We start from the raw sequence: 15,638 nt of genomic DNA, 5'->3' as shown, positions 1-15,638 counted from the left end.
ACGTTGCAGCTCCGCTGCGGTGAGCGGCGGACGAGCCCACCGTGGTCGGCAAGCAGGCGTGAATTAATTGGAAACTGACCCCAATTATTGGAAACTGACCCCAATTACTGGCGTGAATTAATTGGAAACTGACCCCAATTACCCCAATTACTTGGTTTTGCGGGGTGGCAAGCCGGTGTGCTGGGTCAACATCTTGCCCGGTGCAGCCTTGACCGGACCGCTGGAAGCGGCACCCGCCTTCACCCGCCCCTGCGTCACCGGTGAAGTTCTGGCCGCCGCAGACGTGCTGTTTTTGCGCCGACTGCTGGTGTAGCCCTCGGTGTTGAGCGGCTGAAAACGCGGAATCAGATGCTGCTTGCCATTGCCAATCAGGTCGGCGCGGCCCATGGCTTTCAAGGCGTCGCGCAGCAACGGCCAATTGTTCGGATCGTGATAACGCAAAAACGCCTTGTGCAACCGGCGGCGTTTTTCGCCACGCACGATGTCCACCGCTTCGCTTTCGCGGCCAACGCGCTTCAACGGATTTTTGCCCGAGTGGTACATGGCCGTGGCTGTCGCCATGGGGCTGGGATAAAAAGTCTGCACCTGGTCGGCGCGAAAACCATTCTTCTTCAACCACACCGCCAAATGCATCATGTCTTCGTCGCGGGTGCCCGGGTGCGCCGCGATGAAATACGGAATCAGGTATTGCTTCTTGCCAGCCTCGGCGCTGTACTTGTCAAACATCTGCTTGAAACGTTCGTAGCTGCCAATGCCCGGCTTCATCATCATGGACAGCGGGCTGCCTTCGGTGTGCTCGGGCGCAATTTTCAAATAGCCGCCCACGTGGTGCGTCACCAACTCTTTCACATACTCGGGGCTTTCCACCGCGAGGTCGTAACGCAAGCCCGAGCCAATGAGGATTTTTTTCACGCCGCGCAAGGCACGTGCTTTGCGATAGAGCTGAATCAGCGGCGCATGGCTGGTGTTGAGGTTTTGGCAGATGCCAGGAAACACGCAACTGGGTTTGCGACACGCCGCTTCAATCTCGGGTGTTTTGCAACCGATGCGGTACATGTTGGCTGTGGGCCCGCCCAAGTCGCTCACCACACCGGTGAAGCCGGGTACCTTGTCGCGGATGTCTTCAATTTCGCGCAAGATGGATTCTTCGCTGCGGCTTTGGATGATGCGGCCTTCGTGCTCGGTGATCGAGCAAAAGGTGCAACCACCAAAGCAACCGCGCATGATGTTGACGCTGAAGCGGATCATTTCCCACGCGGGAATTTTGGTCTCGCCATCGTGGCCACCTTGCGCATCCGCATAACTCGGATGCGGGCTGCGGGCATACGGCAAATCAAACACATGGTCCATTTCAGCCGTGGTGAGCGGAATGGGCGGCGGGTTGATCCACACATCGCGAGCCGTGCGGCCTTCGCCATGCGCTTGCACCAAAGCACGTGCATTGCCGGGGTTGGTTTCCAAATGCAACACGCGGTTGGCGTGGGCATACAGCACCGGGTCGCTTTTCACTTGCTCGTAACTGGGCAAACGAATCACCGAGCGGTCGCGCGGTGGCACTTTCAGCTTGCCCAGGCTCAGCGCCGGGTTGGGCACAAATGTCAGGGGTGATGTGGTGAAGGCTGAGGCATTGGCTTTGTTCGCACTAGAAGCGACTGCAAGTTGGGCTTGACCCACTTGCAGGCTGGCCGCATCCGCCACGGCTTGCGCTTCGTCTTCACGCGCGCAGGTTTCGCCTTGCGCCTTGGCCTGGTCGCTCACCATCAGGTAGGGGTTCACGTGGGCTTCAATGCGCCCGGGCGTGTCCACTTCGGTGCTGTCAATCTCGAACCAATCCTCGGGTGTTTGCCGCACCATGAAGGCGGTGCCGCGCACATCGGTGATTTGTGCAATCGGTTCTTTCGCCGCGATGCGGTGCGCCACTTCCACCAACGCTCGTTCGGCGTTGCCATACAACAGCAGGTCGGCTTTGGCGTCAATCAGGATGGCGCGGCGCACCTTGTCTTGCCAATAGTCGTAATGCGCAATCCGCCTGAGCGACGCTTCGATGCCACCGATGATGATCGGCACTTCCGGGTAGGCCTCGCGGCAACGTTGGCTGTAAACCAACACACTGCGATCGGGTCGCTTGCCACCTGCGCCGCCGGGCGTGTAGGCGTCATCGCTGCGGATTTTGCGGTCCGCGGTGTAGCGGTTGATCATGGAATCCATGTTGCCCGCGGTCACACCAAAAAACAAATTGGGTTGACCCAGTGCTTGGAAGGCGTCGGCGCTGTGCCACTCGGGCTGGGCGATGATGCCCACGCGAAAACCTTGGGCCTCCAACATGCGCCCAATGACGGCCATGCCAAAACTCGGGTGGTCCACATAGGCGTCGCCCGAGACCAAAATGATGTCGCAACTGTCCCAGCCCAGCTGCGTCATTTCGGCGCGGCTCATCGGCAAAAACGGCGCCGTGCCAAATCGCGCTGCCCAGTATTTGCGGTAGCTGGTCAGGGGCTTGGCGGCGCGTTGAAAAAAGGAGACGTCCAGAGGGGCATTCATCAGCCCACGATTCTAGTTGGCGGGCCTGCTTTGAAGGACTGACAAGGAAAATGGCCTTGCTCTGCCAAGGCATGCTTCGCAAAAAAAAACGTGACATCAACAGGTGCTTGTCATAACATACAAGCATTGCTTCAACCAGGAGCCAGCTGTGCCACTTCACACCTATTCCAGCCGCGATTTCACCCGCGATGTCTCCGCCGCCAAACGCGCCGCCGAAAAAGGGCCCGTGTTCATCACCGACCGTGGCCGCCCGGCCTACGCCTTGCTGCGCATCGAGGACTATTACAAACTGCAAGGCCAGCCCACCGAAAGCCTCTTGGACATGATGAACGCCATTCCGGGTGGCGACGGCATTGACTTCGAACCACCCCGTTTGCAATTGACCATCGAACCAACACAGGGCCTGCAAACAGACTGACCATGTTTTTGCTCGACACCAATGTCATTTCAGAACTGCGACAAGGCAAGCCCATGCAAAACGCCCAGGTTCTGGCCTGGGCCAAGGGTCACATTTTTGATCGGTTCTTTTTGTCTGCCATCACCATCCTCGAACTTGAAAAAGGCGTGCAAGCGCTGGAACACAAACAACCGCCGCAAGGCCAGGCGCTGCGACGATGGTTGGACGGCGTGACCGATGTGTTTGACGGCCGCACCATTCCTTTTTCTGCCAGCATGGCCAAGCGCTGTGCGGCACTGCATTTCCCCAACGCGCTTTCAGAGCGCGACGCCATGATCGCCGCCACCGCCCTGGAACACCGCTTCACCGTGGTCACGCGCAATCTCAAAGACTTCCAAAGCACGGGCGTACAGTTGCTCAATCCATGGGAAACCTGAAAATGACAAACCTGCCCCGCTCCCGCACCGATTTGTTTTTGTCCTTCAGCTGGCTGGGCCTGCAAGGCTTTGGCGGTGTGTTGGCGGTGGTGCAACGCGAGCTCGTTGACCGCAAGCAATGGATGTCCTTGGCTGAATTCGCCGAGGAATGGGCGCTGGCGCAAACCCTGCCAGGCCCGAATGTGGTCAACCTGTCGGTCATGTTTGGCGGCAAACACTTTGGCCCCAGCGGTGCTTTTGCCGCACTCAGTGGTTTGCTGTTCTTTCCAGGCCTCTTGATGCTGGCCATCGTCTTCACCTTCCAAGCTTTTGCACACCTGCCCTTGGTGGCTTCTGCCCTGCACGGCATGGGTGTGGCCGCAGCAGGCATGGTGATGGCAGCGGGTTGGCGCTTCATGCCCACCTTGCGTCAACACCCCATCGGTTTCCCGTTGGCGCTGATGTTTGCCGCACTGAGTTTTGCACTGGCTGCTTTGGTGCATTGGCCCTTGGCCCATGTGATTGCCTTGGTGGGCAGTGTGTCGTGTGGCCTCACCTGGTGGCGCATGGTTCCCAAGGACGCGTCATGAGTTGGTGGTTGTGCTTCAGACAGAAAGTGGCTGCATGACTTGGCAACTCTGGCTCGATCTGCATCTGCATTTCTGCATGTTGTCGCTGCTGGCGGTGGGTGGTGCCTTGGCCATCATCCCCGAGATGCACCGCTATTTGGTGACCGATTTGCACCTCATGAGCGAAATCGCTTTCAGCCAATCGGTGACGCTGTCGCAAATCGCGCCGGGCCCGAATATTTTGCTGGTGGCCGTCATGGGTTGGAACATCGGCTTGCAAAGCGCGGGTGGTTTTGAAGCCGGTGCGGCGGCCATCGGGTTTGGTTTGTTCATGGCGCTGGGTTTGCTGGCTGCTGTGGTCTTGCCCTCCTCCTTGCTCAGCTACTTCATGGTCAAGTGGTTGCAACTGCACCAACATGCACGCGGTGTGCGGGCCTTCAAAGCAGGCATGATTCCCTTGGTGATGGGCCTGATGCTGTCAGCGGGTTGGTTGTTGCAAACGGCGAGCAATCCGCAAACAGATTGGCGCTTGTTGCTGATCTGCGGCCTCAGCATGGTGTTGGTGTTGAAAACCCGCTTGCACCTGTTGTGGCTGATGTTGGGTGGTGCCGTGTTGGGTGCGGTGTTAGGTTTGTAACAGCAGCAGACTAAAACTTGATCATTTGAAAAACATGACAAATCGATGGTCATTTCTTGGCTTCCAATACATTGGCGTTGATGCGTCGGATAGCATCTGCATTGGTAGATGAAAAAACCAGTTCAATGGCCTTGTCAGCAGTTTGCCAACACCAATTGGCATGTTCGCTGGGGTTCAGCACAATGTCGAACCGCTCTGGTACTTGAAGTGAAAAGACATGTTCCAAATTGTGTGTGGTGCCTTGCGCATAACGATGAATATAGCTTGGATGAATTTCAAATTGATGGCTGGTGTTGAGATCCATCAAATGATGGTCAGGTGCGAGTCCATCAATACCCGTTTCTTCTTTGACCTCGCGCAATGCCGCGCGATAGGGGCTTTCTTCCAAACTGTCAAGGCTGCCTGTGACCGACTGCCAGCCCATGCCGTCGGCTCTCTCGATCAGCAAAAACTCTCGCATGGGCGTGAATATCACGACCAATACAGAGTGAGGAATTTTGAAAGTCATCTGCGCACGGGCGGCAAATCTGTACAAACCCCATGATAGGCCTCTGCAGCCATGCCAATGCTTTCACCCAAGGTGGGATGTGGATGAATGGTCTGACCAATATCCAATGCTGTCGCACGCATTTCAATGGCCAGCGTAATTTCACCGATCAGGTCACCAGCGCGGGTCCCCACTATGCCCCCGCCAACTATGCGACCGTGGCCCAGTGCTTCCTCCGAATCTTCAAACAAGAGCTTGGTGAAACCTTCGTCACGACCATTGGCAATCGCCCTGCCCGATGCCATCCATGGAAACAAGCCTTTTTTCACCTTGATGCCTTGTGCCTTGGCCTGGTCTTCCGTGAGGCCCACCCAGGCCACTTCGGGATCGGTGTAAGCCACTGAGGGAATGAGCCGCTGATCAAACGAGGTCAAGGCGAGAGTTGCATCGCCCAACTGTTCTCCTGCGACAACTTGCGCTGCCACATGGCCTTCGTGCACCGCCTTGTGCGCGAGCATGGGCTGTCCAACAATGTCACCAATGGCGAAGATGTGCGGGACGTTGGTGCGCATTTGCGAGTCCACATTGATGAACCCACGATCGTTCACATGCACACCGGCTTTATCTGCGGCGATCTTCTGACCGTTAGGTTTGCGGCCCACCGCTTGCAATACCAGGTCATACACCTGCGGCACAGGGGGATTGCCGCCGCCATTCACCGCAGCAAAGCTGACTTCTATACCTTCTGGCAGTGCTTTGGCAGACACTGTTTGGGTGTTGAGCATGATGTGATCAAACCGTTGTTTATTCATTTTTTGCCAAACCTTCACCAAGTCGCGGTCTGCACCTTGCATCAAGCCGTCAGTCATTTCCACGACATCTAGCCGTGCCCCCAAGGTGCTATAGACCGAGCCCATTTCCAAACCAATGATCCCGCCTCCCACAACCAACATTCGTTTGGGCACCTTGGTCAATTGCAAGGCACCGGTGCTGTCCACTACGCGAGGGTCGTCAGGCATCAAGGGCAAATGCACGGCTTGACTGCCCGCAGCAATGATGCAGGACTTGAAACTCACCAAATGGGTTTGGCCTGTTTTGTCCTGCGCCGTGCCTTGGGTTTCTTCCACCGAAACGTGGTGACTGTCCACGAACACACCGTATCCTCGCAACACCGTGACTTTGCGCATCTTGGCCATGGCCGCCAAACCGCCATTGAGTTTGGCTATGACTTTTTCCTTGTGGCCACGAAGCATGTCGATGTTGACCCGGGGCTTGCCATAGTCAATGCCCAAATTGACCAAGTGGCTCACCTCGTCCATAACAGCTGACACATGCAACAAAGCCTTTGATGGGATGCAGCCAACGTTTAAGCAAACACCGCCCAATTGGGCATAGCGCTCAACGATGACAACCCTAAGGCCAAGGTCTGCGGCACGAAACGCAGCGCTGTATCCTCCTGGGCCACCACCTAAAACAAGCAGATCGTAATCATGGGATTGATTGTCTATGTTCGTCATATCTAGAAAAGAGGGTTTAATGATCCATCAAAACATCAATGCAGACTGTTGATCTGCGTGGTACGAGCTCCTCACCAAAGGGCCAGAAGTCACTTGCTGAAAACCCATGGCCAGGGCTTTGTCTTTGAAAATAGCAAATTGATCCGGATGCACGTAGCGCATCACAGGCGTGTGGAATGCAGAAGGTGATAAATACTGTCCCAAGGTCAACATCTCCACACCATGCAACCGGAGATCATTCATCACAGAGACGATTTCATCGTCTGTTTCACCCAAGCCCAGCATCAAACCGCTTTTGGTTGGAACATCAGGGTGTGATTTTTTGAATTTTTCCAACAACTGAAGACTGAAAGAATAGTCACTGCCAGGTCGAATTTGCTTGTACAACCGCGGCACAGTCTCTAAGTTGTGATTTAAAACATCAGGTGGCGACTGGGTCAAGATGCCCAATGCCCTATCGTCTCGACCCCGGAAGTCTGGAATCAAAATCTCGACTTTGGTACCAGGCGAAAGTTTCCTCACTTCGGAGATGCAGGAAACAAAATGGGATGCACCGCCATCCCTCAAATCGTCTCGATCCACACTTGTGATGACCACGTAAGTCAAACCCAGTGCCGCAATGGTTTTGGCCAGATTGTGTGGCTCTTGAAGATCCAGTGGATCTGGTCGTCCATGTCCAACATCGCAGAATGGGCAGCGCCTGGTGCATTTATCGCCCATGATCATGAAGGTGGCTGTCCCTTGTCCAAAGCATTCAGACATATTGGGACAGGCCGCCTCTTCACAAACGGTGTGCAACCGGTTTTCGCGCAGAATGTTTTTGATTTCAAAAAACCGCGAATTTGGCGCTGCTGCTTTCACCCTGATCCAATCGGGCTTGGGCAGTTTTTCACTCGGAATGATTTTGATGGGGATGCGATCTGTTTTGGCTCTAGCCCTGCTTTTGAACAACGGATTGTGGGCGGCTTGAGGCATCAATGCGTCAGAAGGCATGTACTTGTTCCAAGCAATTCAAGTATGCAGTGTGCGACCCAACTTGGCTTGCACAGCAGCAGTTTTGCTTTTTAAACGACCTTTGGGGCCTTTTCGATAATCCACTTTCAGACTCACCGCAATTCGGTTGAATTCTTTGTCAAGTACTTTAAAACAGCGATCAACGACACCCATGACCTCTTCCCACTCACCTTCCAAAATGGTACCCATTGGGGTGAGCTGGTAGTCCACACCGCTTTGATCAATCACGTCAATCACCTTGGCCACGTGTTCGCTGACACTTTCACCGACGCCCACAGGAGCCATTGCAAATTCAAGAAGTACCATGAGAAATCTCCAAATGTTGAGTTGAAAATTGATGCGTCAACGCGCTCAGTGTTTGCATTTCAATGTCACCACTGAAGCAACACTCCTGCGCTATCGATGTGATGGAATTCGCTAAATACCTTCTCTTTGATCCAATGGATTCTTCAACTGCGTTCGCTGCTTGAATCAAAGGTTCTGCTTCAATGTCTACCAGCAAAACAGCATGCGCAAGAACCACCTTTGTGCCATTGATTTTTTTCCATGATTGCGCTGTGCCAACCAACTTTTGTCCATGAACGGACAGGTTGAACTTGCCATCACAAAATGACCCTGGTGTGCTCCCCGTGCTGACATAAATGCCCAGTTCCTTGAGTGCAACAGCAATTTTCAAACACATGGCCTGGTAGATTTCATTGATGTCTAAATCGAATGCCTGACTGACCGACCAGATCAATGACAAATTCCAAATCCCAGGCCCCTGCGGCACCAAACCACCACCAGATGACCTGATCAAGCATCCCTGTTTGTGAAGCAGCGCTTCACTGACTGCCAAGAGATAACTTTTGGGAACCACCCATCCCCTTGATGACTGCCAAAGATGGGCATAGGCCTTGCCATCTTCGGCAGCTTGATGCATCCACTGCTTTTCCAATTCCAAGCCGTTATCCAACGCCCGATGGTGCTGAACAACCTGGAATTGAGCTGGCAGTGGCATGGTGGGACCTAGTTTGAAATGGTGTGTCTCTTGATGAGCGCATTCACCTCGTTGGCCTTTTCGAGCATGACCATGTGCCCTGCCCCATCCAGGACAGCCACATGCGCACCAGTTGGTGCATTCTTGGCATGCGTTGCAGGTATGACCTTGTCTTGCGAGCCCCAAATCACCAGCACAGGCGGTTGGTTGCCTGTCAGCTTAAGCCCAGGTGTCTCGACTTGCTGACCATCCTTGAACAAGGCCTTGCCCAATTGCGCCAAAACATCAGGCACACCGTCAATGCGCTTGTATTTCAACAAGTCGTCCACCAATGCACGTGTGACCAATTCAGGATTGGCAAACAATTGCTCAACCACCGGTTTCAGTTCACGTTTGGATGAAGCTGCGATGAAGCCATCTGTATAACCGGTATTGATTTCCTTGCCCAAGCCAGCACTGCAAATCAGTGTGAGAGAGCGCGTTCTCGATGGGTAACTCAAGGCAAATTGACTTGCAATGGCGCCGCCCATGGAGTGCCCCCCGATATGCACCTGATCCACGCCGATTTGGTCCAGGAAGGCTGCCACGAAGTCAGAAAGATGCTTGAGCGAAGTGCCGGGCAGCTTGGCGTGAGACTGACCATGCCCCGGCAAATCCAGGGCGATCACGGGTTGCTGTTCAGCAAGTGCGTCAATATTGAACAACCAATTGCCTTGATCGCCACCAAAGCCGTGCAACAACACCAAGGGGACACCTTCTTCTGGGCCCCGGCGTGCATAGCGAATCTTGATACCTTGGATGTCTGCGTAATCGAATGACGGACCACCGTCCTCGTCTTCATCTGCAGCAGCAGGCACTTCGAAGGCCGCTATGAAGGCATCGATTTCAGCATCGCTGACATCAGAATCCGCCATCACACCCAGCAATGCCCGCACAGGCAAGGTTTCACCTGCATTTGCAACACGTCGTCTCAACAGACCTGCATCCGCAGCTTCTACAGAATTGCTGAGCTTGTCTGTCTCGACATCCATGATGGGCATGCCGACAATGATTTGTGTTCCCACATCGACCAGCCAATCTGCAATGGTGCCTTCTCGCATTTCGAGTCCCCACTTGGGCATGATGATGGGTGTGATGGCAGAACTCACTGATGGCCTCCTTTGACAGTTTTACGAACTGCAGCGGCGATTTGAGCGCCGCTGGGTATGTAGAGGTCTTCCAACACCGGTGAGAAAGGCACTGGCACGTGGGGTGGCGTGACCATTTCGATACCTGCTTTCAGAGCACCAAATGCTTGCTGCACCACTTGCGCTGAAATATCAGCAGCGATGGAGCAGCGTGGGCTGGCTTCATCCACACACACCAATCGACCTGTTTTGGTCACGCTGTCGAGCACAGTGTCCATGTCCAAAGGTGAAAGTGTTCGCAAATCAACAATTTCAACCTCAATACCCTCTTTGGCCAACTCTGCAGCCGCTTCCAATGAGCGGTGAACCATGAGGCCGTAGGTCACGATCGAAGCGTGTTTGCCTTCACGCACGATATTGGCTTCACCAAAAGGAATGGCATAGCTTGCCTCGGGCACTTCACCCTCAAAACCATACAAATTTTTGTGTTCGCAGAAGATCACAGGATCGTTGTCACGGATGCTTTGAATCAACAAACCTTTGGTGTCATAGGGTGTGCTTGGACACACAACCTTCAAACCTGGAATATGGGTGAACAAAGGCGTGAGCATTTGGCTGTGCTGTGCAGCAGCACGGAAACCCGCACCCACCATGGCACGAATAACAACAGGGGTTTCTGCTTTGCCACCAAACATGTATTTGAATTTGGCGGCTTGATTGTAAATTTGGTCGAAACAAACGCCCATGAAGTCAATGAACATCAGTTCTGCAACCGGGCGCATGCCACAGGCTGCGGCACCAATAGCTGCACCAACATAGGCACTTTCGCTCAAGGGGGTATCCATCAAACGGTCACCATGTTTGGCATACAAACCTTTGGTCACGCCCAAGACACCGCCCCAGGCGTCCATCTCACCATCGCCACCGGCACCACCCACAATGTCTTCACCCATGCAAATGACGGAAGGGTCACGTGCCATTTCCAAATCAAGCGCTTCATTGATCGCTTGCTTCATGCTGATTTTTCTTGCCATTTTGAGTCTCCTTCAGTTCAATATTTCACGTAAACATCGGTGGTCAGATCGGCCAACGTGGGCAGCGGTGCCGCTTTAGCTTCCTTGACAGCTTTTTCAATCAGCTGCATCACTTCATCATCAATAGCCTTGATTTCAGCGGCAGTAATGACGCCTGAAGCGGTGACCTCGGCAGTGAATTTTTTCAAGCAATCTTTGTTGGCTCGAATGTCATCGAGTTCGCCAGGGCCGCGGTAGGTTTGCGCATCCCCCTCGAAGTGACCGTAAAAGCGCACCATCTTGCATTCCAGTAAGGTGGGCCCCCCACCTTCGCGGGCACGCCGAATGATTTCACCTGCAGCCTCATACACAGCGAAGAAATCAGTGCCATCTACCGTGACACCAGGCATGCCAAATCCAGCTGCACGATCCACATACGAATCCACAGCCACACCGTAATCACGTGATGTGGATTCTGCATAACCGTTGTTCTCGACAACGAAAATGGCTGGCAAATTCCAAACGGCTGCCAAATTCAAGCTTTCTAAAAAAGTGCCTTGGTTACTTGCACCGTCACCTACAAAGCTGATCGCGACTTCGCCTTTTTTACGCAATTTGGCAGCCAATGCAGCACCACACACCAACGGTGCCCCTGCGCCCAGGATGCCATTGGCACCCATCATGCCTTTGCTCAAATCGGCAATGTGCATGGAGCCGCCCTTGCCGTTGCAAGATCCGCCTTTTTTGCCGTAAATTTCTTTCATCATGTCGATCACATCCACACCTTTGGCGATGCAATGTCCATGGCCACGATGGGTACTGGCGATGCGGTCACCGTCTCCCAAGTGCGCCATGATGCCGGTGCCCGAGGCTTCTTCACCAGCGTAGAGGTGAACAAAACCAGGAATATCGCCACGTGCAAAATCAACGTGCAGACGTTCTTCAAACTCTCGAATCGTTTTCATTTTTCGATATGCTTCGAGCAACTGCGTTTTATTCAGTGGATACGGATTGCCTGCCATGGTTGTCTCCTTTGATTTGATGGCTTAAAAACGGAATAGCCCTTTGTCTGCACCAAGTTGCATGCAGCGGGCTACGTCCACGGTGAAAAATGCGTTTTTCTTCAGGGTGATTGCCACACGGTCCCCTGTTTTGAATGTCATCTCACGTTCGCCGTCCAAGGCCACTACGCCTGCAGACAAACGCACGGGTGCTGCTTGCTCGGCAGGCAACAAGGACCAGCTTGCAATGGGGATGTCTCTCATCATTCCTGGGGCAATCGGGGCTCTAAGTTTGAATTGAGCCTGTTCAGGGTCACCGGCCAGTTCAATCACCAACCCTTCTGGTTGCTTTCTGGTCACGGGTTGCAGTAAACCGCCGATGGCTGACAGACCAATCACCTCGGGATCAGCGTAGGTGAGATAGACCGCAGCAAGGCTGTCTGGACGCCACAAAGCTCTGGAGCCAATCACACGCTCGTGAGAGATGACAGCATCCACAATGGCGATGTCCCTTCTTTCTCCCTCATTGATCGAGATATCGAGCACTTTGTTCGCCAAAAGGGCTTCATCGCGGGAAAGTTGGCGGGTTGCGAAAAGGCCAACAGCCATGGCCGTCACTGTAGGCTCTCGCATTTCAGGAAATGCATTGTTGGTGCCTGTGGACAAGCCTGCGATAGGAATATCGCCGCACTCTCTGGCCACTGCGCGATGGGTGCCATCACCACCCAAAACCACGATGGCATTCACACCTGCTTGTCGCATCAAGCGTGCTGAATGGAAAGTGTCATCGACGGTTGATAGGGGCTCGAAGTCCAAATACTCAACTTCTGGGAAACCTTGCCCCATTTGTCCTTCACGCATCAACTGACGCATCAGCAATGGACGCATGCCAGATTTGTCCGGCATCATCAGGACCTTCTTCACACCCATGCTCGCCATGGTGCTCAAAAGTCGCAAGACGATGTTGACCCGATCCGATGTCTGCAAATTACTGGCATTGGCAATGACGCGTCGGATGTCTCGGGCGGACACAGGATTTGCGATGATTCCAACAGTCGGTATGGGCTTGCTCATTCCTCGTTCCTTGAAGATCAAGAAACACAATGCAAGGTGCATACCAAGCTCAATGAGCACTTAAAACCACGCTGAAATCGTCTTTAACTAGATATAAACCCTTGGATCCGACTCAAAGTCTGTCTCAATTTTTGTAACAGGTCCAAAACGTATCAGGCGTGACAGTCACACCATTTCTGCATTGAGATGCAACGACATGGCTTTGCTCAAACCGCTGAGGTCCGGTCCATCCATGAGGTCTGCAGCCAATTTGGCATAGATAACTTTATTCATGGCATCCAACACCATCACGGCCCTGGCGCCCAGCCCTTTGAAGCGCCCACTTGAGATCATCAACCCGTGACTGAGTAAAAACTTTTGGTTTCTAAAGGCTGACAGGATATCCATGTTTTGAATGCCTTCTGTCAGACGCCACTTTTGAAGCGCACAAGGCAAGTCACTTGAAATCACAAAACATTTAGCACCGCGAATACCATGACTGGCTCTTTGTAATTGCCCTGCATGTTGGACAGCGCGTGGTGAATCGATACTGGGGTAAAAATCCAAAACTTTGAACTGACATTTGAATTCATTGATACAGACATCTTCCCAATTAGAGTCTGTCAAATACAGAGGTGAAATCGTCTTGCCAATTTGTGGAAAGCTGCCATCGGTATAGAGTGTTTCGCCTAAGCATGTCACACGAGCCATGTTGCATCTCCTTTTCAGGAGATGCCAGCAACAGCTGTGCCAATGTGGCGCTTGAGATGACTTAGTGCAAACTTTCAGGCACTTCGATTCCGTAGCGCTTCATGCGTCGGTAAAGGGTCATGCGAGAGACACCGAGTTGTTTAGATACAAGCGTCACGTTCCAGTTGGCGGCACGCATGTACTGCACCAAGAGAGCAGCATCAGCAGAAGCAACACTCGATTTGGGGGGTGTTTGTGAAGGTTTGATCAGGGCCTCTTCATGGATTGAAATGGCGTCAGGCAAATCTGCCAAACCAATTTGTCCATCACTGCAAACGGCCTTGGCGTAGTCCAGCGTGTTTCTCAACTCGCGCAAGTTGCCTGGCCATTTATGGACTTGCAACAGCTTTTCTGTTTCAGGGAGCAAAGTAGGCACACTGGCTTCATCGTCCAATCCCATAGAGAGCATGCGTTGAATCAACCATGACAAATCGGTGCGAGAGCGCAAGGGGGGCAAGTTAATTCGGGCACCCGCCAAGCGGTAGAACAAATCATCGCGGAACTTACCAGCTCTGACCTGATGTTCGATATTGAAGTGGGTGGCCGCGATGACCCTGATGTCAACAGGAATGGGTTGGGTCGCACCCACTGGCAAGACTTCTTTTTCTGCCAACACACGCAGTAAACGAGATTGCAACGGCATGGGCATGTCGCCAATTTCATCCAAGAACAAAGTACCACCGTGCGCCGCTTGAATGAGACCGACTTTGGATTTGCTGCCAGACCCTGAAAAACTGCCCGGCCTGTGCCCAAACAACTCGCTTTCAATCAGGGTTTCAGGAATGGCTGCGCAATTGACCGCGATGAATGGGCGAGAACGTCGCTCACTGCTCTCATGGATGGCTTTCGCAAAATACTCTTTTCCAGTGCCCGTCTCACCTGTCAGCAAAACACTGACGGGTGTGTTGACGAGTTTGGCAGCACGTTCAATTTGACGATCCAAGGCGGTATCGCCACCCGACAGTGCCGCCAATGGCGCAGGAATTTTGAACGTCACAACATGACTGGCACCAGGTTGTGACACTTTGGGAGGTGGAGTGGCGATCATGAACAAGATGGAGCCACCTTTGGCCAAAGTCACCACGTTTTGATCCGTCGCACGCCCTGCAGAAAATCTGGTGAGCTCTTGAAGTTTCAAATTAAACAGGTCTTCAAAGTTTTTACCAATGACTTTTTCATTTGAAAAACCTTGCAGCAGCAACTGGGCTCTTCGGTTGTGACCCAGCACTTTGCCCGTGGCGTCTAGGGCCACAAGGTAGTCGGGTTTGACGTCTAAGAATTGAGGTGCCGTGCTGAGTTTGAGAACCCATTCAGCTTGGAACATACGCATGAAAGCCGCGTTTTCGATGTGCTGTGCGTAGGATTTGACCAACTGCAAGGCCAAATGCTGGCTGTCTTTGGGTTGGCTTGATTGAAGTTGAGAAATATCGAGGACCGCCATCAAATCGCCGAGTGCGTTGAACACTGGGGAAGTGGTGCATGTCAGGGGGATGTGCGTGGCATCAAAGTGGTCCGTGAGATGGACGGTCAGCGCCTCGCCAGTGGCGATACAAGTGCCGACACCGCACGTCCCAGCCACAGCTTCACTCCAATCAGCCCCAAGATACAAGCCCGCTTTGCGCAAACTAGGCTCGAAGACCAAGTCGCCAATGAAATCGACCGTGACCCCTTTGGCATCCGTCAGCAACACGCAATAGCCCAAACCAGAAACTTGGTGATAAAGCGTTTCAAGGCCGTGCCTTGCGATGTGTAAAAACTCTTCCAACCTGTCTTGGTGTTCACGCAAACGGTTGTGAGGAAGAATAACCGCTTGCTGAGGGCGCGTGGGGTCTAACCCATGTAGATTCAAACATCTGAACCAAGATGCTTTGATGATGTCTTCATGCTTGAAAGCACGCGTTGAGCCCACCCCATGTTCAGCGACATCCATCACGGTGGCGATGTGTTCATTGGCGTGAGAATGAAGCATGGTTGTGGCCTTCAAATCAATGTAAAAACCTGGGTGGTTTTGACATTCTTAAATATTAGTTATTTAACGCACCAAAGTCATGAGGGTTTGTCCTAGTCAACACGAAAGAAGAATGATTTGAATCATGAAATCATGCATTTTTGGCAAGTTCGCAAAGGCGAGCTGCTT

Annotated in this window: 15 protein-coding genes and 1 pseudogene; 4 read left to right on the top strand and 12 right to left on the bottom strand. The window is 53.1% G+C overall.

Going from position 1 to position 15,638, the window contains the following annotated elements; all coding sequences use genetic code 11:
- Window positions 1-147 precede the first annotated feature (147 nt).
- The gene (locus tag AC8GFP_RS12335) at window positions 148-2,541 is read right to left on the bottom strand and encodes a YgiQ family radical SAM protein (protein WP_506613609.1); all 2,394 of its coding nucleotides are present in this window, start codon (window positions 2,539-2,541) and stop codon (window positions 148-150) included.
- Window positions 2,542-2,689: 148 nt separating this feature from the next.
- Here AC8GFP_RS12335 and AC8GFP_RS12330 point away from each other — a divergent pair, with 148 nt between their 5' ends.
- Genes AC8GFP_RS12330 through AC8GFP_RS12315 form a run of 4 tightly spaced genes read left to right on the top strand, consistent with a single transcriptional unit; the run spans window position 2,690 to window position 4,560 of the window.
- Entirely contained in the window at window positions 2,690-2,959 is a 270-nt protein-coding gene (locus tag AC8GFP_RS12330; protein ID WP_506613607.1) for a type II toxin-antitoxin system Phd/YefM family antitoxin, read from the top strand.
- A gap of 2 nt (window positions 2,960-2,961) precedes the next feature.
- On the top strand, window positions 2,962-3,375 hold the full coding sequence (locus AC8GFP_RS12325; RefSeq protein ID WP_506613605.1) for a type II toxin-antitoxin system VapC family toxin: 414 nt from the start codon (window positions 2,962-2,964) through the stop codon (window positions 3,373-3,375).
- Between the two features lie 2 nt (window positions 3,376-3,377).
- The gene (locus AC8GFP_RS12320; protein ID WP_506613602.1) at window positions 3,378-3,944 is read left to right on the top strand and encodes a chromate transporter; all 567 of its coding nucleotides are present in this window, start codon (window positions 3,378-3,380) and stop codon (window positions 3,942-3,944) included.
- A gap of 34 nt (window positions 3,945-3,978) precedes the next feature.
- The gene (locus tag AC8GFP_RS12315; protein WP_506613601.1) at window positions 3,979-4,560 is read left to right on the top strand and encodes a chromate transporter; all 582 of its coding nucleotides are present in this window, start codon (window positions 3,979-3,981) and stop codon (window positions 4,558-4,560) included.
- 49 nt (window positions 4,561-4,609) lie between these two features.
- On the opposite strand, the gene nudB is transcribed toward AC8GFP_RS12315, so the two are convergent.
- From nudB to AC8GFP_RS12260, 11 genes and pseudogenes are all read right to left on the bottom strand, one after another.
- Window positions 4,610-5,068, bottom strand: a complete 459-nt coding sequence (gene nudB / locus AC8GFP_RS12310; RefSeq protein WP_506613599.1) for a dihydroneopterin triphosphate diphosphatase — start codon at window positions 5,066-5,068, stop codon at window positions 4,610-4,612.
- Window positions 5,065-6,531, bottom strand: a pseudogene (lpdA, locus tag AC8GFP_RS12305) (dihydrolipoyl dehydrogenase); the annotation flags it as partial. The pseudogene lpdA and the gene nudB, both read right to left, overlap by 4 nt.
- 60 nt (window positions 6,532-6,591) lie before the next feature.
- Window positions 6,592-7,557, bottom strand: a complete 966-nt coding sequence (lipA, locus tag AC8GFP_RS12300) for a lipoyl synthase (RefSeq protein ID WP_506613597.1) — start codon at window positions 7,555-7,557, stop codon at window positions 6,592-6,594.
- 18 nt (window positions 7,558-7,575) lie between these two features.
- Window positions 7,576-7,884, bottom strand: a complete 309-nt coding sequence (locus AC8GFP_RS12295; protein WP_506613595.1) for an MTH1187 family thiamine-binding protein — start codon at window positions 7,882-7,884, stop codon at window positions 7,576-7,578.
- A complete protein-coding gene (locus AC8GFP_RS12290; protein ID WP_506613593.1) occupies window positions 7,871-8,578 on the bottom strand; it encodes a lipoyl protein ligase domain-containing protein in 708 nt (235 codons plus the stop codon). The genes AC8GFP_RS12295 and AC8GFP_RS12290 overlap by 14 nt, the downstream gene beginning before the upstream one ends.
- Window positions 8,579-8,586: 8 nt before the next feature.
- Window positions 8,587-9,705: an acetoin dehydrogenase dihydrolipoyllysine-residue acetyltransferase subunit gene (locus AC8GFP_RS12285; protein WP_506613591.1), complete on the bottom strand. Its 1,119-nt coding sequence runs from the start codon at window positions 9,703-9,705 to the stop codon at window positions 8,587-8,589.
- Window positions 9,702-10,718 (bottom strand): alpha-ketoacid dehydrogenase subunit beta, encoded by a 1,017-nt coding sequence (locus AC8GFP_RS12280; protein WP_506613589.1) that lies wholly within the window; start codon window positions 10,716-10,718, stop codon window positions 9,702-9,704. The genes AC8GFP_RS12285 and AC8GFP_RS12280 overlap by 4 nt, the downstream gene beginning before the upstream one ends.
- A gap of 17 nt (window positions 10,719-10,735) precedes the next feature.
- On the bottom strand, window positions 10,736-11,719 hold the full coding sequence (locus tag AC8GFP_RS12275) for a thiamine pyrophosphate-dependent dehydrogenase E1 component subunit alpha (protein WP_506613587.1): 984 nt from the start codon (window positions 11,717-11,719) through the stop codon (window positions 10,736-10,738).
- Window positions 11,720-11,743: 24 nt separating this feature from the next.
- Window positions 11,744-12,814: an ATP-NAD kinase family protein gene (locus AC8GFP_RS12270; protein ID WP_506613585.1), complete on the bottom strand. Its 1,071-nt coding sequence runs from the start codon at window positions 12,812-12,814 to the stop codon at window positions 11,744-11,746.
- A 123-nt stretch (window positions 12,815-12,937) separates the two neighbouring features.
- Window positions 12,938-13,462 (bottom strand): redoxin family protein, encoded by a 525-nt coding sequence (locus AC8GFP_RS12265; RefSeq protein WP_506613583.1) that lies wholly within the window; start codon window positions 13,460-13,462, stop codon window positions 12,938-12,940.
- A 61-nt stretch (window positions 13,463-13,523) separates the two neighbouring features.
- Complete coding sequence (locus AC8GFP_RS12260; protein WP_506613581.1) at window positions 13,524-15,470, bottom strand: sigma-54-dependent Fis family transcriptional regulator; 1,947 nt, start codon at window positions 15,468-15,470, stop codon at window positions 13,524-13,526.
- Window positions 15,471-15,638: the final 168 nt, after the last annotated feature.

Source organism: Limnohabitans simekii (SeqCode) (assembly GCF_965234735.1).
Taxonomy (GTDB): Bacteria; Pseudomonadota; Gammaproteobacteria; order Burkholderiales; family Burkholderiaceae_C; genus Limnohabitans; species Limnohabitans simekii.
Note: the sequence above shows the minus strand (reverse complement) of the source record. Positions and strands in the feature narration are given on the sequence as shown.